The organism is Cohnella zeiphila, from assembly GCF_014212055.1.
Taxonomy (GTDB): domain Bacteria; phylum Bacillota; class Bacilli; order Paenibacillales; family Paenibacillaceae; genus Cohnella; species Cohnella zeiphila.
The window spans coordinates 44,633-66,160 of the sequence record NZ_JACJVO010000015.1 but is presented as its reverse complement, the minus strand read 5'-3'; the positions used below and the strand labels follow the sequence as shown (position 1 = coordinate 66,160).

The window sequence follows — 21,528 nt, the reverse complement described above, 5'->3', positions numbered from 1 at the left end:
CCAGGACTGTCGCTGTTTATTTTATAATTCCCACTTGACTCATAAGAATTATCGGTATATGATGTGGGCATATCTTTTAACGTTCATTATTTTAACGTTAAAACAATTTCATAAGCCGATTGGACCACCAAAGGCTCAAATGCGTTTCCTCGCGGGGACGCAATTGAGGCTTTTTTTGTGCTTTTTGGCAGGCGGGCCGAGGAAAGGAGAACATGAGCGAGCTCAATCAGGAAGCGTTGAAGGAGGTAGACGATCTCTTTCGCAGGATGGTGCGCAAGTTCGTTAAGGAGCGGGATAAGATTTCCGTCGAGGGAGTCGCGCTGCCGGGGCTCATGATCCTGCACAAGATCGTTCGGGACGGGGAGCAGAAGCTGAGCGATCTGGCGGAGCAGCTGATCTTCACTTCCGGGGCGATCACCGCCATCTGCGACAAGCTGGAGAAGCGGGGATTCGCCGTTCGCCGGAGAGCGGAAGGGGATCGCCGGGCGGTGCTGCTCGACATCACGGGCGAAGGAAGAGCGATGATCGAGCGGCAGAGCAACATCGGAAGTTGCAGTATGAATCTGCTGTTCGCGGGGTTCGGGCATTTGGAACTGGAAATCCAGAAAGAAATCTACCGAACGCTGGTCCGCAATTTGGAAGGCTTCTCCGAGAAAATATTGGCGCTCGCGAAGGAGAACGAGAACCGGCCGTCCCCGCCGCGGGAGAATGCGCCGGGCAGGCGGGAAGAGCCGGCGAAGCCGGACCGATTTCTAACCTATTAAAGGAGAGATGGACATGGGACACCCTACGATTTATCCGACCGGAACGACCGTTTATTTGCCCGAGAAAGCTTGGAGCGGCTATACCGTTTTCCAGGCGGCCGACGTCGGCGCGCTGCTTATCGATATGAGCGGCAAAGAAGTGCATCTGTGGCAGAGGCTCCGCGGATTTCCCAACAAGATTCTCCCGGGGGGGTACGTCACGGGCAGCACGGCAGAGCGCGATCCCCGCTATGGCTTTCAGGACGAAATCGACCTGGTGCAGGTCGATTGGGACGGCAACGTCGTCTGGCGGTTCAACCGGTATGAGCTGGTTCAGGACCCCGGCTACGAAGCGCAATGGATGGCGCGGGCGCATCACGATTACCAGCGGGACGGCAATCCGGTCGGCTATTACGCTCCCGGTCAGGAACCTCGGACGGACGGGGGCAATACGATCATCCTGGCCCATAAAAACGTCCGCAAGCCGGAAATCTCCGACAAGGTGCTGCTGGACGACACGATCCTCGAGGTCGATTGGGAAGGCAACATCGTCTGGGAATGGGCGGCGAGCGACCATTTCGAAGAGCTCGGCTTCGACGAGAGCGCGAAGAACGTGCTGTTCCGCGATCCGAACGGCCGCCACTTCGGGAACGACACCGGCGGCGACTGGCTGCACATCAACTCGGTGTCGAAAGTCGGGCCGAACCGATTCTATGACGCCGGCGACGAACGGTTCCACCCCGAGAACCTCATCTGGGATTCGCGGGAGGCGAACATCATCGCGATCACAGACAAGAAGACGGGCAAGATCGTCTGGCAGCTCGGCCCGGACTTCTCGGGACCGGAAGTGAAGCATCTCGGCTGGATCATCGGCCAGCATCATGCGCACATCATTCCCAAAGGGCTGCCGGGGGAAGGCAACCTGCTCGTGTTCGACAACGGCGGCTGGGCCGGTTACGGGCTGCCGAATCCGGCGTCGCCCTACGGTCAGAAGAACGCCGTCCGCGACCATTCGCGCGTGCTGGAGATCAACCCGGCGACGCTGGCGATCGAATGGCAGTACACGCCGACCGAGGCCGGTTTTCAGGCGCCGCTCGACTCGTATCGCTTTTACAGCCCGTACATCAGCTCCGCGCAGCGTCTGCCGAACGGCAACACGCTCGTTACGGAAGGGGCCGACGGGCGCATCTTTGAAGTGACCCGCGAGCACGAGCTGGTGTGGGAATACCTCTCGCCTTACAAAAACAAAAGGAACTCCAACATGGTATACCGCGCCTATCGCGTTCCCTATGAGTGGATCCCCCAGCTGGAAAAGCCGCAAGAAGAAGCGATCGTCCCGATCGACGTGGCCGATTATCGGGTTCCGGGAGCGGTGGGCCGAGGCGCGGCGACGGTAGCGGTCGTGGAAGGCGCGTTCTCGTACGAGGACGGAGCGCTTTGCGTCGCCCGCACCGACGAGAAGCCTCAAGGCTAAAAGAGAGATTCGATAGACGGAGGGGTATCGATGAGAAAAGACAGAAAGAAGAGCAGGTTCGCCTGGGTCGGCGCAGCAGCCGCCATTCTCCTGGTTTCCGCTTTGCTTGCGGGCTGCGGCAGCAAATCGCCGTCATCGGCGGAAGCGGCGCCCGCAGGCTCTGCGGCGGCGTCGCAGGATGCCGGCGGCGCGAAGAACGATCCGATCAAGATCAAGATTGCCGACATCGTCTCCAACCCGGTGTTCCGCGTTGCGGTGAACCAGGGAATTTTCGAGAAGTACGGCATCGATGCGGAGATCGTGACGTTCGCCACGCCGGCCGAAGGGATCAACTCGCTGTTCATCAAGCAGACGGACGTCGCTTACGGCGCGGACTTTCCGATTCTGAACGCGGTAAGCAAGGGCGACTATTCGATCATCGCGGCAACCGGCGGGGATGCCGACAAGCAGGCCGCCCAATGGAAGCTGTTCGTGCGGAACGACATTCAGAAGCCCGAGGACCTCAAGGGGAAAAAGCTGAGCACCTTCCGCGGCACGTTCGTTCCTTATCTATGGGATGAATACTTGAAGCAGAACGGCCTCTCGGTCAAGGATACGAAGGAGATCGGCCAAGGCGGGCTCGACGAGGCGTACGTCGCGCTCAAGAAAGGGGAGATCGATGCCGCCTGGATTACCGGCGCGGCGATGCTCGCGAAGTTCGACTCGATCGAAGGCGCGCACGTGCTGACCGACATGTCGCAGACGTCCGTGCGCATCGGCGGAGACCTGATCGCTCCCGATTCCCTGATCCGGGAGCATCCGCAAGCCGTCGCCAACTTCCTCAAGGCCATCGACGAGTCGTCCCAATTCATCAAGGACCATCCGGACCAGACGGCGGACATTCTTTTCAAAGAAGTAAAACAGCCGAAAGAAGCGACCTTGAAGGATCTGGCGACGAACAACTGGTCGATCGGATTCACCAAAGAAGCGTACGACAGTCTGGCGGGCCAGAAGAAGTACATGGTCGACAACGGCATCATCCAAACCGACTTCGACCTGAATGCCAAAGTCCGGCTGGATCCGTTGAAACAAAGCTTCCCGGACCGGGTGACTTACGAGAACTAAGGAGGAGAGAGCGATGGCGCTGGCCACTTTCCCGGCGAATACGATCACGATCGAGCGGCTGAACAAGAGCTACGCGGAGACGGCGAAGAAGTCGGGCAACGTGCATTATATCATCCAGGACGTCGACTTGGTCGTGAAGGGCGGAGAGTTTTTCGTCCTTCTCGGCCCCAGCGGATGCGGCAAATCGACGCTGCTCAACATGATCGCGGGCTTCGTCTCCAAAACCGGCGGCCGCCTGCAGGTCGGCGACGTCGAGGTCGACAAGCCGGGCCGCGACCGGGCGGTCGTCTTTCAGCAGGCCGACTCCTCGCTTTTTCCATGGCTGACGGTTCGCCAGAACGTGGAGTTCGGCCTGAAAATGAAGAAGATGCCGAAGCCGCAGCGCCGCGAAATCTCCGACCGCTTCATCGGAATGGTCGGGCTCGCCGGGCACGAGGGGAAGTTCCCGCGCGAGCTGTCGGGCGGGATGAAGCAGCGCGTCCAGTTGGCCCGCGTGCTGGCGAACGATCCGGCCATCCTGCTCATGGATGAGCCGTTCGGGGCGCTCGACGCGATGACGCGGCGGACGATGCAGAAGGAGCTCAGCGGCATCTGGCAGGCGACGAACAAGACCGTCATCTTCGTCACCCACGACATCCAGGAAGCGATTCTGCTGGGCGGGCGCATCGCCATCATGTCGCCGGGGCCGTCCTCGCGCATCGCCCATATTTACGAGGTTCCGTTGGCCTATCCGCGGGATGCGGCCGCACCCGAGTTCTACTCCTTGTATCAGACCATTCAGGCGCACTTTGACGAGACGGAAGGGGGAGGGACCGCATGAGCCGGATTTGGCAGAAAAAATGGTTCACCCTCCCGCTTCTGTGGGTTCTCGCGCTCGTCGTCTGGCAGCTGGCCGCTCTGTGGTACGGTCCGGAGATTATCCCGGGCCCCGTAGACACCTGGCGAGGAGCCCGGGAGCTGCTGGCCGACGGATCGTTGATCCGCTATATCGGCATCAGCTTCTACCGGGTGCTCGTCGGCTGGGCGCTCGGCAGCCTCGTCGCCATTCCGATCGGACTCGTGATCGGCAAGGTGGGAGCCGTCCGCATGTTCGCCGAACCGTTCCTGAACTTCATCCGGTTCATCCCGCCGATCGCGTTCATCACCCTTTTTCTCGTCTGGTTCGGCATCGGCGAAGAATCGAAAATCGCCCTGATCCTATACGCCACCTTGTTCATCGTCGTCATGAACACGCTGACAGGCGTGCTCTCCATCGAGGACGACAAGATCCGTTCCGCCCGCAGCATGGGCGCATCGGAATGGCAGATCCTCGTCCATGTCGTCATTCCGGCGACGACTCCTTACATTTTCACCGGCATCCGCCTTGCTATGGGTACCTCCTATATGGCGATCATCGGAGCGGAGATGATCGCAGCCAACGAAGGCGTCGGCTTCCTGATCTGGAATTCCCGCTTGTTCTTCCGCACGGACTGGATCTTCGTCGGCTTGATCAGCCTGGGGCTGATGGGCTTCGTCACCGACCGGCTCGTCGGCTGGATCGGCCGCAAAGCGCTGTTCCGCTACGGAGTCGTCAGCACGGCCCCCGTCCGCCGCTAGCCCTTCCGCTCCTTCCTCTTTCTGCTGCGCCCGTGCATCCCGAGGCCAAGTCCCGGGGAAGCGCGGGCTTGGCCGCGTTTGTGCTATACTGAGGGACAACACTCTCAGCCGTATGGAGGCCCGACATGCTAAGTTTTGAAGAAAAGCTGGCCATCGCCGATTCGTTCGCCGAATTGCAGCGCAAAGACGTGTCCATGGGACGCGTGAATTACCATTACGACCAAAGCGCGTTCGACAAGAAAACCGTTGTCTACCACCTCCATCCGAACGGCAACGGCTTCGTCTATGCGGGCGAGCTTCCGGAATATGCCGGAGATGCGGATGACAAGGGCTTCGTGAACATCCGCGACTTCGGGGCGGAAGAGCTTCGCTCGATTATCGCCGGGTCCATCCGGTCCCTGTCCGGTTCGGGCGCCGATGCCGCGGCTCCGCCAACGAGCCAAATCTGGCAAAACGCCAAACGGCAGAAGCTCGAGCTCAAGTTCGAGGAGGAGGACGGCATGTGGTACGTTTTCTCCGGCTTGAACCTGGACGCCGCCTTCGAGAGCTACGAGGAAGCCCGGGAGTACCTGGAGGAAGAAGGCTTTTCCCGGCAGGAGGCTTAGTCCGGCGCAGACCGTAATTCCCGGAACGTCCCGCAGGCCCGAAGTCCGCCCCCGCCGTCAAGCGGGGGCTTTTGATTTTCGGAGAAGAAGCGCGGGAGCGGCGGAAAGACGGGATGGAATGAGGGGCGGGACCTCGCTATAATCGAATCAAGAAAGAAAGGGGAGTCGACGGATGGGCAAGCCGTTTCGGTTTGGCTTTATATTGGGGCGTTTTCAGCAATTGCATGTGGGGCATGAACGGATTATCGAGATGGGGAACTCCATGTGCGAGCATCTGCTGGTGCTGGTCGGATCGGCGCAGCTTCAGGGGACGAAGCGCAATCCTTTTCCGGTCGATCTGCGCATGAAGATGCTGCGGGAGGTGTGCGGAGAAGGGGCTTGCGTGCGGCCTTTGGCGGATTATACGAACGAGACGGATCACAGCTACGCTTGGGGGCAATATTTGCTGGAGGCGGTTCGCGGCGTTGGGCGGGAAGAAGGCTGGGGGAAGCCGGATTTGATGATCACCGGCAACGACGAGGAGCGGGAGCTGTGGTTCCCTCCGGAGGAGCTGGCCGAGCTGGGCCGGCTGATCGTGCCTCGCGCCTGGATTCCGATTCGGGCGACGGATTTGCGGCAGGCGATTCTGGCGGGGGATCGGCTTTTCTGGGAAAAGCACGTCAATCCGCGGCTGCATCCGTACTACGATGAGCTTCGCGAGCGCCTCGCCGCGGTCGAGGAGACCGCGCCGTGAGACGCGCGCGCCCGTCCCGGCCTCGCGGCGGGCCGGGCGCGCTTTTTTCACCTCGTTAAATAGTAGCGCCATTCACCTTTCGTTTAACCTCATGAACTTTCTACTGGATCACACACGCCCTGTCTCTTGCTAACGAATCCATACGTTCTTATTTGGCCCAAAAGGGAATGGATTTCATTTTAACGAAACGGAACGATCTTATTGGCTCCGGAAAGCCGGGAATATCGCGAGCGCATGTCTAATAAGATCATTCGGTTTCCTTACATTTTGCAAGCCGATGATTTTGTCCGAATAGCGTCGCTCAGTTTCGTTAGATCTAAGCACGTTCCGTGGGGCTGCGGCAACGGCGGGAACATTTTGAAAAGAAACGCTTGTCAAAACTAATGACATTAGTTATATTAAAGCTAATAATATTAGTTTTGAGGAGGACGATTCGAATGATCATTTTTCAAGGACTCGTGATGGCCGTCTTTTTTCTGATGGAGCTTGCGGCGCTGGCTGCGTTCGGACTCTGGGGATTCCATTTTCCGCCGGGATTGGCGCTCAAGATCGCGCTCGGCATCGGGACGCCGCTCTTGATCGCCATCCTGTGGGGAACCTTCATCGCGCCCAAAGCTTCGATTCCGGTCTCGATTCCCGTACGCGCCCTGCTTCAAGCGATCGTTTTCGGATTGGCCGCGCTGGCGTTGTACGTCTCCGGCAAGCATTCGCTGGCCGGGGGATTCCTGGCGCTTGCGGCGGTAGAGATGACGCTGAGCTATGGGTTCAAGATGGAACAGTAGCGGCGATCGCCCGGCGGGTTCGGCGCAGGAATAAAGTTTTTTGCGAAGGGAAGGAATAAAGAAGTCGCGGGCCGGTAATACTGATTTTGTTGCTAAAATTGCGAATTGCATTACATGAAGAGGTGTGGTAAACTTGTTTTACAAATCATGACCTGAATTCACATAGTGTAAAGGGTTATCATTTTGTATGTGTAACCTTTTCCAATATGTGAATTTTTTATTTCTGGCACAGAAAATAAAAAGCTCATGTAAAATTTGATTTATTGGAGGCATTCCAAATGCAAACAGGAACAGTAAAATGGTTTAACGCAGAGAAGGGTTTCGGCTTCATCGAAGTTGAAGGCGGCAACGACGTATTCGTGCACTTCAGCGCAATCGTCGGCGACGGCTTCAAGACGCTGGACGAAGGCCAACGCGTTGAGTTCAACGTTGTCCAAGGCAACCGCGGCCCGCAAGCCGAGAACGTTGTAAAGCTGTAAGAATTTTGGAGAAAAGTCCCCGGCGAATGCCGGGGACTTTTCTCATTTTTGGGGCAGACTAGGGGAGAAGGGGGCTGATTCCATGTATTCGCGGAAAAAACCGATCGAGGAACTGCCGCAGGAAGAGACGGCGATCTGGCAATGCGTCAGCGATGACTGCATCGGCTGGATGCGCGACGACTTCTCGTTCGAGGCCGTTCCCACTTGCTACCTATGTTCGTCTCCCATGGTCAGCGCCACGCGGATGCTGCCCGCTCTCGTCAACACCACCAAAATGCGGAAGATCTGACTCTTTGCTCGATTTTCCCGCCCGCCGGACTCGACATCCGGCGGGTTTTTCGTTGTTTAGGAAATGATGCGATTAATTTTCCTGTGGATAACCAGGGGCTCCCCCAAAAGTAATCGGAATTAACTTCAGAGCATCACGTCACTTTTGGGGGATTCTTATCGGGGGCTCCCCTAAAAGTAATCGGAATTAACTTCAGAGCATCACGTCACTTTTGGGGGATTTGTTCTGTGCTTACCCATGCCGGAAGCGTTCCCCGCGCCCGCTGAATACAATGGAGCAGGCGTTGCGCGAGAGGAGGAGGCCGAGGAGATGGACGACTCTCAAAAGTGGCTCGATCTGGCGGACCGCTACGGCGTCCGCAATTACGACCCGCTTCCGGTCGTGATCGCGAAGGCGGAAGGGGTATGGATGGAGGATGCCGGCGGAAATCGGTATCTGGATATGCTGAGCGCCTATTCCGCCCTGAACCACGGGCATCGCCATCCGAAAATCGTCCAAGCGCTGAAGGAGCAGGCGGACCGGGTGACGCTGACCTCGCGGGCTTTTCACAATGATAGGCTGGCTCGGCTGGGCGAGAAATTGGCGGCCTACACGGGCAAGAGCAAAATATTGCCGATGAACACCGGGGCGGAAGCGGTGGAGACGGCGATCAAGGCGGCGCGGCGCTGGGCCTACCGCCGTAAGGGCGTTCCCGCCGACGCCGCCGAGATCGTGGCTTGCGAGGGCAATTTTCACGGCCGGACGGTGACGGTCACTTCGTTCTCGTCGGCGGAGGAGTACCGCAGCGGCTTCGGACCGTTCACGCCGGGCTTCAAGCTTGTTCCCTACGGCGACTTGCCGGCGCTGGAGCGGGCGATCGGCCCGAACACGGCTGCGTTCCTCGTCGAGCCGATTCAAGGGGAGGCGGGCATCATCGTGCCGCCTCCGGGTTATTTGGCCGCCGCGCGGGAGCTGTGCGCCCGGAATCATGTCCTGTTCGTCGCCGACGAGATTCAGACCGGCTTCGGGCGCACCGGCCGCCGCTTCGCCTGCGACCGGGAGGGCGTCGTGCCCGACGTCTATGTATTGGGCAAGGCGCTGGGAGGCGGCGTTCTGCCGGTGTCGGCGGTCGCGGCGGACGAGGAGGTGCTTGGCCTGTTCGAACCCGGCTCGCACGGCTCGACGTTCGGCGGCAATCCGCTCGCTTGCGCGGTTGCGCTGGCGGCGTTGGAAGCGACGGAGGAGGAGCGTCTCGCCGAGCGTTCCGACGAGCTGGGCGCGTACCTGATGGAGCGTCTCCGGAGCATTCGCAGCCCGTATGTGCGCGAGATTCGCGGCCGCGGACTGTTCGTCGGCATCGAGCTGGACCGGGCGGCGCGGCCGTTCTGCGAGCGGCTCATGAAGCGCGGGCTGCTCTGCAAAGAGACGCACGAGCGGACGATTCGGCTGGCGCCTCCGCTTATTATCCGGAAAAGCGAGCTCGACTGGGCGGCGGAGCGGATCGAGACCGAACTTGATGCGCCGGCAGGTTGAGGCGGCCGTATAGACAATGAGACGACTATTCGAAGGAAGAGGGCAACCGAAGGGGAGGGGAGCTCTTTGAACGACCGTCGCAAGGTGCAAGTCATCGGCGTCCCTTTCTGGAAAGGCTGCGGACGCCGGGGAGCCGAATTGGGGCCGAAGGGAGTGCTTCAAGCCGGCTTGGAAGATCTGGTCGCCGCCGCCGGAGCGGAATGGGCGGGCTCCGTCGAAGCGAAGCCGCATGTACCGTCCGGCACGCGAGCGGAACAAGGGCCCATCCGCCATTTGACGGAGGTGCGCCGGATGGCTTCGGCGGTGGCCGACCGCGTATCCCGGGCGCACGACGCCGGATGCTTTCCGCTGGTGGTCGGCGGCGACCATAGCGTGGCGATCGGCTCGTTGGCGGGGATGACCCGGAGGCGACGGGATTTGGGCGTCGTCTGGATCGACGCCCACGGCGATCTGAACACGGAGCGGACGACGCCTTCGGGCCGCGCGCACGGCATTCCGCTGGCGGTTGCGCTGGGTCAGGCGGAGTGGAAGCTGTCGGCGCTGCCGGACGCGGCGCCGATCCGGCCGGACCGGCTCGTGCTCGTCGGCACGCGCGATCTTGATCCGGGCGAGCGGGAGCTGATTCGCGCGGAAGGAATCGCCTGCCTGACGATGCGGGATATCGACCGCGAAGGGATCGAAGCCGTCATGGAGCGGGCGCTGGCGATCGCCGGCCGGGGATCGGAGGGCGTGCACGTCAGTCTCGACATGGACGCGCTGGATCCGATCGAAGCGCCGGGCGTCGGCACGCCGGTGCCGGGCGGGCTCAGCTACCGGGAAGCCCGGATGGCGATGGAGACGCTGGCGGCGTCCGGCCGGGCCGTCTCGATGGACCTCGTGGAGGTCAATCCCCGCCTGGACCCGAGCGGACGAACGGCCAGGCTGGCGGCAGAGCTTGCCGCGGCCCTGCTGGGTCGGAGGCTGTTATAACCGCCGGCAAAGGAGAAGCCGCATTTCCCGGGGGATCGCTTGGGGAATGCGGCTTCTTGCCGTTCTGCGCGGCGTTATTTGTTGGTGCTGTGCTGCTTGCCGGGGAGGACGTTGCCTTCGTTCCCTTTTCCCTGATGCTTGTTCTTCTCGGCCTTCTTCTGGTTATCCTGCACCTTCTGTACGAAATCGCTTGTGTTCTCCACCTGAGATTCCTCCTGCGCGATGTTGGCGTTCAAGTTAGCTTTTCCCGGAGGGCGATACGGTTACGCGCAAATTCTTAATAAATGTTTAGCCTTTCGTAAGACTCTTCTAAGCTTGTCTTCAATCGTTCCTAAATTCGGCCCGTTACCATAGAAGCCAATACGATAAACAAGGGGACAGGCTGCGATGAGAAAATGGGCGATCGGAGTTCTATTCGGAGGGTGCTCGACGGAACACGACGTGTCGCTGTCGTCCGCGGCGGCCGTGTTGGCGCATTTGGACCGGGAGAAGTACGAGCTGATCCCCGTCGGCATTACGAGGGACGGAAGCTGGTACCGGTATTACGGGGATGTCGGGGAGATCGGAAAAGACCGATGGAGACAGCATCCGGGCTGCGTCCCCGCCACCCTGTCGGTCAACCGGACGATGAAGGGGCTGATCGAGCTCGTCGGCACGGAATACCGCTTCACTCCGCTGGACGCCGTTTTTCCGGTGCTGCACGGCCGGAACGGTGAAGACGGGACGCTTCAAGGGCTGCTGGAATTGGCCGGCATGCCGTTCGTCGGCTGCGGAACGCTGTCGTCGGCGGTGTGCATGGACAAGGAGGTGTCCAAAATGCTGGTTCGGGAGGCGGGCATCGAAGTCGCCCCCTTCTGGACGCTGGCGGCGGGCGAATCGCTGGATACGGCCTTGGCGAAGGCGGAGGAATTCGGGTATCCGGTCTACGTCAAGCCGGCCCGTTCGGGCTCCTCGATCGGCATTACGAAAGCTTACGGGGAGCGGGAATTGCTGCAGGGGATCGAGACGGCTCTGCTGCATGACGGCAAAGCGGTCATCGAGCGGCACGTGGACGGCGTCGAGCTCGGGGTCGCCGTGCTGGGAGGCTCGCAGCCGGAGACGGGAGAGATCGACGAGATCGAGCTGGCCGGGGAGTATTTCGACCTCGCGGAGAAGTATTCGCTGGCCACCGCGGCCATTCATCTGCCGGCCCGGATCCCTCCGGAGACGGCGGAAGCGGCACGGCGGATCGCGCTGCGCATCTACCGCGTTCTCGGCTGCGCGGGCTTCGCCCGGGTCGATCTGTTCCTGGCCAGGGACGGGCGGCTGCTGTTCAACGAGGTGAACACGATTCCCGGCTTCACGGCCAAAAGCCGCTACCCGAGCATGATGCGGGAAGCCGGAATCTCCTTCCCCAAGCTGCTGGACCGCCTGATCGAGGCGGCCGTCCGGGAGGCGCGGCCATGATGGCGGATCGCGGTTCGCGGCTGGAGCCGGCGGATACCGGCGGCGGGGCGGTACTGCCGTTGAAGCGGGAAGGGATGTACGAAGGAGAGCTCGTTCTCGTGAACCGCGAACATCCCGTTCGGGTGCCTCCGCGGAATCTCGCCCCCGTTCCCGAACTGTATTTGCGAACGGACCGGCCTGAAGAGCCGCGCATCCGGCTGGAGCGGGCATGCCTGTCTCAGCTCGTCGCTCTGCTGCGGGAGTGCCGGGCGGGAGGGCGAATCTCCGTCGTCAGCGGCTACCGTTCCCGGGAAGCGCAAGAGAAGCTGTACGCGGACTCGCTGCGCGAGAACGGCGCCGCCTTTACGGCCAGCTACGTCGCGCTGCCGGGGGCGAGCGAGCATCAGACCGGGCTGGCCGTGGACGTCGGATTGGCGGGGGAAGACACGGACTATATCCGCCCGGATTTCCCAGACAACGGCGTCTGCGCCGACTTCCGGCGGCTCGCCGCGCAATTCGGCTTCGTTCAGCGATACCGGGAGGAGAAGACGCCGATCACGGGCATCGCCTGCGAGCCGTGGCATTACCGCTATGTCGGGTTTCCGCATTCGGCGATCATGGAGCGGGAAGGCCTGTGCCTGGAAGAGTATACGGAGTACGTCAAGGTCCATGCCGGCGGCAGCTCGCGGCTGGTCTACGAGAATCGCGAAGCGAGGTTCGAGATCGGGTACGTCGCCGCGGCCGGCGATAGGACGAACGTGCCGGTTCCCGAGGCCGTACCCGAGGATTGCCGGCGGCTGTCCGGCAACAACAAGGACGGGTTCGTCGTGACGACGGCTTTCCCGGCCGGCCGTTCCGACCGCCATGGCCGCTAAGCTCGGCTACGGCGGGGTGGACCGTTTCCGGCTGGCGGCCGCGCTGCTCGTCGTCGCCAATCACACCGGTCCGCTTTCTTCGTATAGTTTGACGGCCGATTTTCTGCTTTCCGGCGTTTTGGCGCGGCTGGCCAACGCCTTCTTTTTTATGGTGTCGGGCTACTTCCTCTTCGGCAGGCCGAGAGATGACCGGCGGCAAGAACGCGCGGCGCTGGGCCGGTTCCTGTCGCGAATCGGGCTGTTCTACGCGGCGGGAATGCTGCTGTACTTGCCTTTGAACGTGTACGACGGGTATTTCGCTTCGGGAAAAGGGGTTCTCTCTTACGCGGAGGATATCGCGTTCAACGGAACGATGTATCATCTGTGGTATCTTCCGGCGGTCATGCTCGGCATGTGCATCGTCTATGGCCTGCGCGGCGTTCTGTCCGACCGATGGACGCTCGGCGCGTCCGCTTTCCTCTACGCGCTCGGATTGCTCGGCGACAGCTATTACGGGCTGACCGCCAAAGCCGGCGTTCTCTCGTCGTTCTACGATGTTCTCTTCGAGGGATTCCATTATACGCGGAATGGTTTGTTTTTCGCTCCCTTGTATATCGCGCTGGGAGCGCTGGCCGCCAGACGGCCCCTGCGCCCCGGGTTTGTTCGAGGCTACGCGGGCATGCTGCTGATCTCTTCGGGGCTGCTGCTGGCGGAAGGGAAGGCGCTTCACGAGGCGGGCTGGCCGCGGCACGACAGCATGTACGCGGCGATGGTTCCGGCCGCATACTTTCTGTTCCGGCTACTGCTCGCCTGGGGCGGAGCCGAGCGCCGGCTGCTTCGGCCGATCTGCGCCTGGATGTACGTGCTGCACCCGCTTGCCATCGTCTTGCTTCGCGGGATCGCGGAAGCGACCGGACTCGTGCCCTTTCTGATCCGCAACAGTCTCGTCTATTTCTTGTCGGTATCCGTCCTTTCGGCCTTATTGTCGATGGCGGTCGTCTGTCTGGATCGTCTTCGGAAGCGAAGAAGGAAGACGGGGAACATCCCTTCGCGGGCTTGGGCCGAGATCGATCTGGGGCATCTGGAACATAACATCGGCGCGCTCGGAAGCCTGCTGCCCGGCGGCACGCAGATGATGGCGGTCGTCAAGGCCGACGCCTACGGCCACGGCGGCGTGCCGATCGCCAAGCGGCTCTATAAGGCGGGCGTACGTTTCTTCGCGGTGGCCGAGGTCGACGAAGGGATCGCGCTGCGGCGGGGAGGCCTGAGAGGGGACATCCTCGTGCTCGGCTATACGCCGTCGCATCGGCTGACCGACCTGGTCCGCTTCAAGCTGATGCAGACGGTCGTCAGCGCCGACGATGCGGAGCGGCTGCAGGCCAGCGGGCACCGGCTCGCCGTTCACGTGAAAATCGACACCGGCATGAACCGGCTCGGCGAACCGTCCGGCCGGATCGAGCGAGTGCTGTCGATGTACCGGCACAGCCGGCTTCGGGTAGCGGGGACGTTCAGCCATCTGGCCGCGGCGGACGGGACGGAGCCGGAAGCCGTCGCGTTCACCCGGGGGCAGATCGACCGGTTCCTCCGTGCGGTGGCCGAAGTGCGAGCCGCCGGATTCGATCCGGGGCCGGTTCATCTGCAGAGCAGCTACGGCATTTTGAACTATCCGGAGCTGCGGTTCGACTTGGTCCGCCCGGGCATCGCTCTGTACGGGCTGCTCGCCAACGAGCGCGACAAGAAGGCGGCCGGCATTGACTTGCGTCCGGTGCTCGCGCTGAAAGCGACGGTTACGCGCGTGGAGACGGTGCGAGCCGGCGAGCACGTCGGCTACGGCATGAGCTATGCCGCCTCTCGCGACAGCGTCGTGGCGACGGTCTCGATCGGATACGCCGACGGCGTTCCCCGCGAGCTGTCGGAGCGCGGCGGCTGCGTCCTCGTTCGCGGACGGCGGGCGCCTATCGTCGGCCGCATCTGTATGGATCAGATGATGGCCGACGTGACGGGCATCGGGGAGGTTCGCCCCGGCGACACGGTTACGCTGATCGGAGCGGACGGAGACGAATGCATCACGGCGGAAGAAGTCGCCGGCTGGACCGGAACGATCTCCAACGAGACGGTGACTTCGATCGGCGCTCGGGTGGCCAGAAGGTACGTATAGCCTGCTCCCGCTTGGCAGCGGCTTCGGAGCTTGATGATGGACGGTTAACCTCGCAGCCGCAGGGTTCGCGGGGTTATTCGTATTTATCGAAAGTGGCCAAGGAATACGCGCCGTCTCTTGTTAAAGAAAAATAAGCCCTTACAATGGAAAATGGAAGACTAGCAGATGTCCATCGCCATTACGTATTGAGAGAGGGGCTTTGACGGATGAGCATCAGGCTGTTGGATCTATCGGACGACCGGCTGACCTATCGGCTTCGGCTGGATGGCGGCATCGCGCTGGCTGAATTCGGCCGCCGCGGGGCCGTGCCCTGGACGGGGGAAGGAGGCGGGCCGGGCCCCGACTTCGCCGTGTATGCAGGAAAGGAGCGGATCGACGGACGGTCGGACCGCTTGCAGGTCGTGGAGACGCGCGAGCTGCCAGCGGCCGCCGGGGCGAAGCATACGGCCGTCGTGCTGTTCGAGCCCGCTTCCGGCTTGGAGATCGAGAGCCATCTCGTTCGCTACGAGGGAACGGCGCTGCTCGAAAAGTGGATCGTCGTCCGCAATCGCGGCGGGCGGACCGTTCGGCTGGAACGAGTGGACTCCCTGGCGCTCACGTTCGTTCCCGGCGAATGGCAGCTTCTGTCGTTCTCCAGCGACTGGGGCAACGAGTTCGAGCCTGCGGCCGAGCCGGTGGGGGAACGCGTTATCTTGGAAACCAGGTATGGCCGTTCTTCCAAAGGCAAGCATCCGTGGGCGACGCTGGTACGGGAAGACGGCGAACTGCTGAACGTATCGCCCATGTGGTCCGGCAACTGGATCATTCGGCTGGAAAAAGGGGATAAGGGAGAGCTGAGTCTCAGCGCGGGGCTGAGCGATTGGTCGTTCGGCAAAGAGCTTGATTCCGGCGATTCCTTCGAGAGCGTTCATGTCGCCGTCGCGCTCGGAAGCGGCGCGGACCTGAACTCCGTGTCCGTCGATTACGCCCGCGTGGGCCGGAACCACTGGTATCCGCGCAACGGGCTGTCCCGCGTGCTGCCGGCGGAATGGAACCACTGGTGGAGCTACGAGGATCAGGACATCAACGAGCGAGCGTTCTTGGCGAACGCGGAAAGCGCGGCTGACCTGGGCGTTGAAGTGTGCACGCTGGACGCCGGGTGGTTCGGCCCTTCGGATGGAGAGACGCAATGGTACGATTACCGGGGAGACTGGGACCTCGTCAACGCTTCCCGGTTCCCGGGCGGCATTCGGGCGCTGTCGGACGCCGTTCACGCGAAAGGCATGAAGTTCGGGCTGTGGTGCGAGATCGAGGCGGTCGGGCAGCGGGCCAAGCTGGCGGAAGAGCATCCGGATTTCGTCGCCCGCCGGGACGGCGCTTCTCTAGGCTATCTCTGTTTCGGCAATCCGCAGGTCCGCGAGTGGGCTTATCATACGCTCGCGCAGCTGATCCGAGATTATCGCTGCGATTGGATCAAGCTGGACTTCAACCTGGACCCCGGAGCGGGCTGCGGGTGCGACGATCACGGACACGGCCCCGGCGACGGTCTCTATGAGCATTACCGGGGCTACTATGCCGTATTGGACCGCGTGCGCGCCGATTTTCCCGAGGTGCTATTGGAAAATTGCGCGTCCGGCGGCTTGCGAATCGACCTTGGCATGGCGAGGCATACTCACACGACATTCCTGAGCGACCCCGATTGGCCGGAGCACAGTCTTCAGGTGTTCTGGGGCGCCTCCACGTTCCTCGCTCCGGACGCTTGCCTGCATTGGAGCTATTCGGAGTGGAGGGGAGAACATCCGAATCAGCGATTCCGGGCTAGCGACCCGTCCCTGACTCCCGAGCGCTTCGATTGTTATACCCGCATCTCGATGCTGCACGGTTTTGGCATCTCTCAGAAGCTGCCCGAACTGCCTTCATGGATAGCCGAGCGCCTAAGGCTCCATATCGCCGACTATCGGCAGCTTGTACGCCGCTTCGTCCGGGAAGCCGACCTGTACCGCCTCACCGGCCAGCCTCTCCATGACGGCCGCGGCGATCGTTGGAGCGCGTTCCAATACAGCCTCCCGGCGGAGGACGAGCACCTGCTGTTCGTCTTCCGTCTAGCCGGCGCCGAGCCTTCGCGCACCTTGAAGCTGCGTGAACTCGCCGCGGACGCCCGTTATGAGCTGACCTGGTCGCAAGAGGAGCGTGCAGAAACGCATGCCGGGATCGAACTCCTCTTTCGGGGCCTCCCATTCGCCAAGATGGAGGAGGAATCCTCGGCTTTGATTCGAATTCGGAGATTGTAGCGGCAAAGATTCGATTACGAAGGGGAGAGGGAGCGATGAAAAAACCTGTCGTTTTTGGGATTGTCGGAGGAGCGAGCTTTCGGGCGCAATATTATTTGCGGATCGCCCGGGAGCTTCCGGATCGGTTCCGGGTAAGCGGTCTTGTCGTGCGGGACGGGGCCAAAAGGCAGGATATGGCCGAGCGGTGGCGGGTGCCGGTCTTGGAGACGCTGGAAGATCTGCTCGAGCGGGAGCGGCCGGATTTCGTCGTCGTATCCGTCAGCGGAGGCGCTTGCCCGGACTATTTGCTTCGATTGGCAGAGCTGGGCGTTCCGGCTCTGGCGGAGACGCCGCCGGCTCCCGATCTGGCGGGCTTAATCGACTTGCACGAACGGTTGACGCTTCGGGGCGCACGCGTTCAAGTCGCCGAGCAGTATCATCTTTACCCGCTTAACGTCGCTCGATCGGCCATCATCCGGGAGGGGCGGCTTGGAGACATCACGCAGGCGACGGTATCCGTCTCCCACCTGTATCATGGCGTCAGCCTGCTGCGCAAAATGCTGGGCATCGGCTTCGAAGACGCCAGCATCCGAGGAATGCGTTTCGAAGCCGATGTCGTGGCCGGTCCGGGAAGAGGCGGGCCGCCGACGGAGGAGAAGATCGTTCGCAAGCCGCGCGACTTGGCCTGGCTCGACTACGGCGGGAAGCTGGGCATTTACGATTTTACGGCCGACCAGCACCGCTCCTGGGTTCGTTCCAACCATCTGTCGGTAAGGGGCGTGCGCGGAGAAATCTTCGACACGCGTCTCAGCCTGCTTCAGAGCTTCGACACGCCTCAGCCGCTGGAGTTTAAGCGGATCAACCGGGGAGAGTGGGAAAATGCGGAGGGGTACTTTCTGCAGGGCATTATGGCGGGAGATCGCTGGGTATACGAGAACCCGTACGCGCCCGCCAGGCTGTACGACGATGAGCTGGCCATCGCCGCATGTCTGGACGGCATGGCTTCCTACGTGGACGGAGGGCCGTCCTTTTACGGGCTGCCGGAAGCGTCGCAGGATTGCTATCTCGGCTATCTGATCGAAGAAGCCGTGCGCACCGGCGAGACAGTGACCTCTCAGCGTCAGATTTGGTCGGCGGTTTAGAAGCACCCGTCGCCGACGATTCGTATATTTTCAATCTCAGAGAGGCTATAATAATTTTGAAAATAAGGATGGATCGGCACACAAGTTGATTTCCTTGTAGAACGGTGCAAGGCTTTTGCCGTTATTTTGTTCGGGTCGGCGGTCAAGGGGCAGCTGCGCGTCGATAGCGACGTGGACATTGCCTTTCTGGCGCATGGCCAAATGTCGGCGTACGATCGTTTCATGGAGGCGCAGCGGCTCTCCGACTTATTGAAGCGCGATGCGGATTTGATCGATTTTTCGGAGACGAGCACGGTTATGCAGGCACAAATTGTCACGACCGGGAAGCTTCTTTATGATTCGGAGCCTTCAAATCGGCAGAAGGCTTTTATGGTTGCGCTAAAATCGTATGCTTTACTGAACGAGGAAAGGGCCGAGATCGTAAAAGCTTTCGAAAAAGGTCCGGGAGGCTGAAATGGTGCAAGACGTTATCTTGAATAAGGCAGCTACCATTCGGCGGTGAATCGCCAGAATTTTGGAAGAATACGGCGGCGACTCCACCAATCTTCTTCATGTGACCAAACAGGACTCCATTATCTTGAACCTCCAGCGAGCGTGCGAGGCTTCTATTGACTTGGCGATGCACGTCGTCGCCGAGAAAAAGCTTGGCCTCCCCCAAACGAGCAAAGAAGCATTTGATTTCCTGATGCGCGAACGTGTCATCGACAACGATTTGTGCGGCAGTTTAAAGGCAATGGTCGGTTTTCGCAATATTGCCATGCATGACTACCAGGCGCTTCAATTGGAAATCGTTCAAGCCATCATCGATAAGCACTTGGGAGATTTTCAATTGTTAACCCGGAAGATCGGGGAGTATTTGGGAGCTGCAAGCAACAATCAGCTATAAAAGAACGGTCGATCTGCAGCAGGATAAGAGGCCGGGCAATGTTGCCCGGCTTCTTCACGTGATGATTGCCCTACTCTTTCACAGCCAGAAGCTTGGCGTTCGCCGCCGCGTCGAACACGAGGCTCATCCCGTCTTGGGCGACGACGGCGGATTTGGCCGGAATTTTCCGGCCTTTCACCGTTGCGGCGCGATCGGAGAAATTGGCGATGACGCTCAGGCCGTTTCCGTATTTCGCGCTTTGCACGAGCCGGTCGTTCGACAGGAAGGAGAAGCCGGTCATTTCCCGGGTGACGGCCTGCCGGTGGAAAGGGGACCATACCTTCAGGAAGCCGACGATGCTCGACTTTTCCCGCTCCCACGTTGTGCGGTCCAGATGGTACAGCGGCGGCACGTCGTACAGCAGCTCGTACAGCATGCGATCGGCTTCTTCGCCCTTGATTTTGTAGCTGCCCCATTCCCAGTGGTTCGTCGTGATGATCGAATCGTTGTAGACCAGCTTGTACAGCGGAAGCGAATAAGCCGGATCGACGTAGACCTTATCATACAGCGGCTTGATCGGCACGGGCTTGGCGTAGCGTTCGGGAATGCCGCTGGCCGCGTAGTAACCGCCGACGTAGTACGGACTTTCCTTGTTGTCGCGCATATCGGGATCGCCCCAGGCGATGATCGGGCTCTCGATTCCCTGCGCGTAAGCGATCACGCTGCTGGCGTAGTCGTTGCCTCCTTCGGAGCCGACGACCATGTTCAGGTCTTTGGCGAAATAGGAGAGCCGCTCGAGCCGGGCGTTCAAGTCCTGCTGCTGCGTCGTCGGATGGGCAGGGGAGTAATCGTCGTAAATTTCCCCCGTCGCGTCGCAGTCCACGAACCAGGAGTTGAAGCCGATGCCGTCCTGCAGGATGCCGGCCGCCCGCTGCTTCACGCTGGGCATCGCCAGCGTCGGGTTCAGCTTGCGCCCCCGGCCCAGGAAGCCCGCGACTTTCGTTCCGTCCTTTTTGGCAATGGTCGCGTTCTCGTACAGTGTCGGGTCCGGGAACGAGGCGGTGTTCCAGGAGATGTCCGCGTTCTGCTGGATGGAATGGTACGAATCGTAGGGCGCGATCAGATAGCCGTCCTGGTTGGCCTCGCCGACCAGCTTCGGGTTCATCAGCCCGTCGGCCCAGTTGGGCAGGCCGATCCAGGCGTTCTCAATGCCGGCGTCGCGGATGTCCTTGACGAGCTCCGTCGAATCGGCCTGGCCCCACTCGGACAGGTCGGACGCGGCATCCTTCAGAACGCTCTGAAGCAGCAGTTTGTTCAGTTCGTACAGCTTCTCCTCGCTCAGCTTGTCGACGCCTTGGGCGATCAGCTTCTCGGCTTCTTCTCCCGGATTCGGGAACATCGACGCGTCGTAGAAGCCTCTCAGCTTCAACGCCTCGTTCAGCGCGCTCAGCACGACGCCTTTCTGATACTTGTCCAAATAGTCCTGCTTAGGGATTTGCGCCAGTACCTGCGCGAATTCGTCGCTGCCGTCGGCCGTGCCGGAGAGCAGCTTGACGAGCCACGGTCCGAGCGATTGCGGCAGCAGGACGCGCAGCTTCGGCCAATGGACGTCCCCGTCGGTCAGGATCGACTCGCTCCACAAGTAAATTTGCGGCGCTCCATAGAGCTTGCGAACGTTCGGGTTATCTTGCGCTTTCTGCTCCAGCGTAACGAAATTCCCCTGCTCCTTCACATAGTTCTTGTAGGGCTGCACGACCTGCCGCGGGTCGTTGCCGGTGACGTACAGGCGGAACCCATAGCTCTTGTCCGGATTGATGGACGGAAATTCATGGGCAAACTGGAATTGCACCGAAGATGAAGTGTCGAATTGCACCTCGTCGTTGAACTTGTTCGTCACCACGTAGACGAGGGAGAACGCCTTGGCATTCAGCGCGAAGAAGTCCATGGAGAACGATTCGCTCCACGTGTACGTCTGATCCTTGAGGAACGACCGCCAGTCCGGATCGGCGGCCGGAATCTCTTTGCCTTCCCCAAGCGGCAGCATGTACCGGTCGGCGCTCACCGACGGCCATGCGAACGAATCGGCGCCGATGGACGTCACGCTGATGTCGAGGTAATCGTTTTTCTTGGCGATGCTCACCTTGACCTTGCCCGGATACGTCCATCTGACGCTGTCTTTGCTTTTGACCAGATCGGTCACTTCCGCCCTGGGCAGCGGAACCGAAGCCGGCACGCGTTGGCCATCCTTGATAATCGTGAGCGCGAACGTCTCCGGGTCGACCTCGAAGTCGAACGGCTCTCCGGCCTTTTGCGAGGCTGTTACGACCGCCGCCGTCTGTTTAACCGCCGGGGGCGAAGCCGCGGCGGCGGCGTCGCCGGCTGCGGCCCCGCCGCTCCGACATCCGGTGACCGAGACGGCCAGAAGAGCGATCGCGCCGGCCCAAAAGAATCTTTGCTGCATGTTTGCTTCCTCCATTCTTCGATTGGCTTGCAGGGTCATGGTAAGGGAGCAATGTTACAGGAAAAGCGTCGTTCGATCGCTTGTCCAC

The 21,528-nt window shown here is 60.8% G+C and carries 21 protein-coding genes; 19 read left to right on the top strand and 2 right to left on the bottom strand.

Translation table 11 applies throughout. The annotated features are described in order from the left end of the window. The first annotated feature begins 212 nt into the window (after positions 1 to 212). The 12 genes from H7C18_RS12890 to rocF all read left to right on the top strand — a co-directional run bounded on the left by H7C18_RS12890 (position 213) and on the right by rocF (position 10,286). Positions 213 to 764, top strand: a complete 552-nt coding sequence (locus tag H7C18_RS12890; protein ID WP_185129477.1) for a MarR family winged helix-turn-helix transcriptional regulator — start codon at positions 213 to 215, stop codon at positions 762 to 764. A 13-nt stretch (positions 765 to 777) separates the two neighbouring features. Next, positions 778 to 2,217, top strand: coding sequence for an aryl-sulfate sulfotransferase (locus H7C18_RS12885; RefSeq protein ID WP_185129476.1), 1,440 nt, complete (start codon positions 778 to 780; stop codon positions 2,215 to 2,217). A 30-nt stretch (positions 2,218 to 2,247) separates the two neighbouring features. After that, positions 2,248 to 3,321, top strand: coding sequence for an ABC transporter substrate-binding protein (locus H7C18_RS12880; protein WP_185129475.1), 1,074 nt, complete (start codon positions 2,248 to 2,250; stop codon positions 3,319 to 3,321). A 13-nt stretch (positions 3,322 to 3,334) separates the two neighbouring features. After that, positions 3,335 to 4,141, top strand: a complete 807-nt coding sequence (locus H7C18_RS12875; protein ID WP_185129474.1) for an ABC transporter ATP-binding protein — start codon at positions 3,335 to 3,337, stop codon at positions 4,139 to 4,141. Continuing rightward, complete coding sequence (locus H7C18_RS12870; RefSeq protein ID WP_185129473.1) at positions 4,138 to 4,917, top strand: ABC transporter permease; 780 nt, start codon at positions 4,138 to 4,140, stop codon at positions 4,915 to 4,917. The genes H7C18_RS12875 and H7C18_RS12870 overlap by 4 nt, the downstream gene beginning before the upstream one ends. Before the next feature lie 125 nt (positions 4,918 to 5,042). Next, entirely contained in the window at positions 5,043 to 5,522 is a 480-nt protein-coding gene (locus H7C18_RS12865) for a hypothetical protein (RefSeq protein ID WP_185129472.1), read from the top strand. Between the two features lie 172 nt (positions 5,523 to 5,694). Continuing rightward, positions 5,695 to 6,255, top strand: a complete 561-nt coding sequence (locus H7C18_RS12860) for an adenylyltransferase/cytidyltransferase family protein (RefSeq protein WP_185129471.1) — start codon at positions 5,695 to 5,697, stop codon at positions 6,253 to 6,255. 437 nt (positions 6,256 to 6,692) lie between these two features. Further along, the gene (locus tag H7C18_RS12855; protein WP_185129470.1) at positions 6,693 to 7,037 is read left to right on the top strand and encodes a YrdB family protein; all 345 of its coding nucleotides are present in this window, start codon (positions 6,693 to 6,695) and stop codon (positions 7,035 to 7,037) included. A 278-nt stretch (positions 7,038 to 7,315) separates the two neighbouring features. After that, positions 7,316 to 7,516: a cold-shock protein gene (locus tag H7C18_RS12850; protein WP_025692494.1), complete on the top strand. Its 201-nt coding sequence runs from the start codon at positions 7,316 to 7,318 to the stop codon at positions 7,514 to 7,516. 82 nt (positions 7,517 to 7,598) lie between these two features. After that, positions 7,599 to 7,805, top strand: a complete 207-nt coding sequence (locus H7C18_RS12845) for a cold-shock protein (protein WP_185129469.1) — start codon at positions 7,599 to 7,601, stop codon at positions 7,803 to 7,805. A gap of 309 nt (positions 7,806 to 8,114) precedes the next feature. Then, positions 8,115 to 9,317 (top strand): ornithine--oxo-acid transaminase, encoded by a 1,203-nt coding sequence (gene rocD / locus H7C18_RS12840; RefSeq protein ID WP_185129468.1) that lies wholly within the window; start codon positions 8,115 to 8,117, stop codon positions 9,315 to 9,317. Between the two features lie 66 nt (positions 9,318 to 9,383). Further along, the gene (gene rocF, locus H7C18_RS12835; RefSeq protein ID WP_185129467.1) at positions 9,384 to 10,286 is read left to right on the top strand and encodes an arginase; all 903 of its coding nucleotides are present in this window, start codon (positions 9,384 to 9,386) and stop codon (positions 10,284 to 10,286) included. A gap of 74 nt (positions 10,287 to 10,360) precedes the next feature. On the opposite strand, the gene H7C18_RS12830 is transcribed toward rocF, so the two are convergent. Then, entirely contained in the window at positions 10,361 to 10,489 is a 129-nt protein-coding gene (locus H7C18_RS12830; protein WP_185129466.1) for a DUF4023 family protein, read from the bottom strand. Positions 10,490 to 10,673: 184 nt separating this feature from the next. Here H7C18_RS12830 and vanG point away from each other — a divergent pair, with 184 nt between their 5' ends. The 7 genes from vanG to hepT all read left to right on the top strand — a co-directional run bounded on the left by vanG (position 10,674) and on the right by hepT (position 19,000). Continuing rightward, positions 10,674 to 11,732, top strand: coding sequence for a D-alanine--D-serine ligase VanG (gene vanG, locus H7C18_RS12825; protein WP_185129465.1), 1,059 nt, complete (start codon positions 10,674 to 10,676; stop codon positions 11,730 to 11,732). Further along, positions 11,729 to 12,586 carry a D-alanyl-D-alanine carboxypeptidase family protein gene (locus tag H7C18_RS12820; protein ID WP_238357668.1) on the top strand — a complete coding sequence of 286 codons (858 nt, stop codon included), beginning with the start codon at positions 11,729 to 11,731 and terminating at the stop codon, positions 12,584 to 12,586. Before vanG ends, H7C18_RS12820 begins: the two co-directional genes overlap by 4 nt. Further along, entirely contained in the window at positions 12,576 to 14,723 is a 2,148-nt protein-coding gene (gene vanT / locus H7C18_RS12815; RefSeq protein ID WP_185129464.1) for a serine racemase VanT catalytic subunit, read from the top strand. The genes H7C18_RS12820 and vanT overlap by 11 nt, the downstream gene beginning before the upstream one ends. Positions 14,724 to 14,929: 206 nt before the next feature. Further along, positions 14,930 to 16,993, top strand: a complete 2,064-nt coding sequence (locus H7C18_RS12810) for an alpha-galactosidase (protein ID WP_185129463.1) — start codon at positions 14,930 to 14,932, stop codon at positions 16,991 to 16,993. Between the two features lie 35 nt (positions 16,994 to 17,028). Then, complete coding sequence (locus H7C18_RS12805) at positions 17,029 to 18,114, top strand: Gfo/Idh/MocA family protein (RefSeq protein ID WP_185129462.1); 1,086 nt, start codon at positions 17,029 to 17,031, stop codon at positions 18,112 to 18,114. A gap of 72 nt (positions 18,115 to 18,186) precedes the next feature. Further along, positions 18,187 to 18,567 carry a type VII toxin-antitoxin system MntA family adenylyltransferase antitoxin gene (gene mntA / locus H7C18_RS12800; protein ID WP_185129511.1) on the top strand — a complete coding sequence of 127 codons (381 nt, stop codon included), beginning with the start codon at positions 18,187 to 18,189 and terminating at the stop codon, positions 18,565 to 18,567. Positions 18,568 to 18,616: 49 nt separating this feature from the next. Beyond that, positions 18,617 to 19,000 (top strand): type VII toxin-antitoxin system HepT family RNase toxin, encoded by a 384-nt coding sequence (gene hepT / locus H7C18_RS12795; RefSeq protein ID WP_337913433.1) that lies wholly within the window; start codon positions 18,617 to 18,619, stop codon positions 18,998 to 19,000. Positions 19,001 to 19,070: 70 nt separating this feature from the next. Here hepT and H7C18_RS12790 read toward each other — a convergent pair whose 3' ends face one another. Continuing rightward, positions 19,071 to 21,440 (bottom strand): glycoside hydrolase, encoded by a 2,370-nt coding sequence (locus H7C18_RS12790; RefSeq protein WP_185129461.1) that lies wholly within the window; start codon positions 21,438 to 21,440, stop codon positions 19,071 to 19,073. Between the last annotated feature and the right edge of the window lie 88 nt (positions 21,441 to 21,528).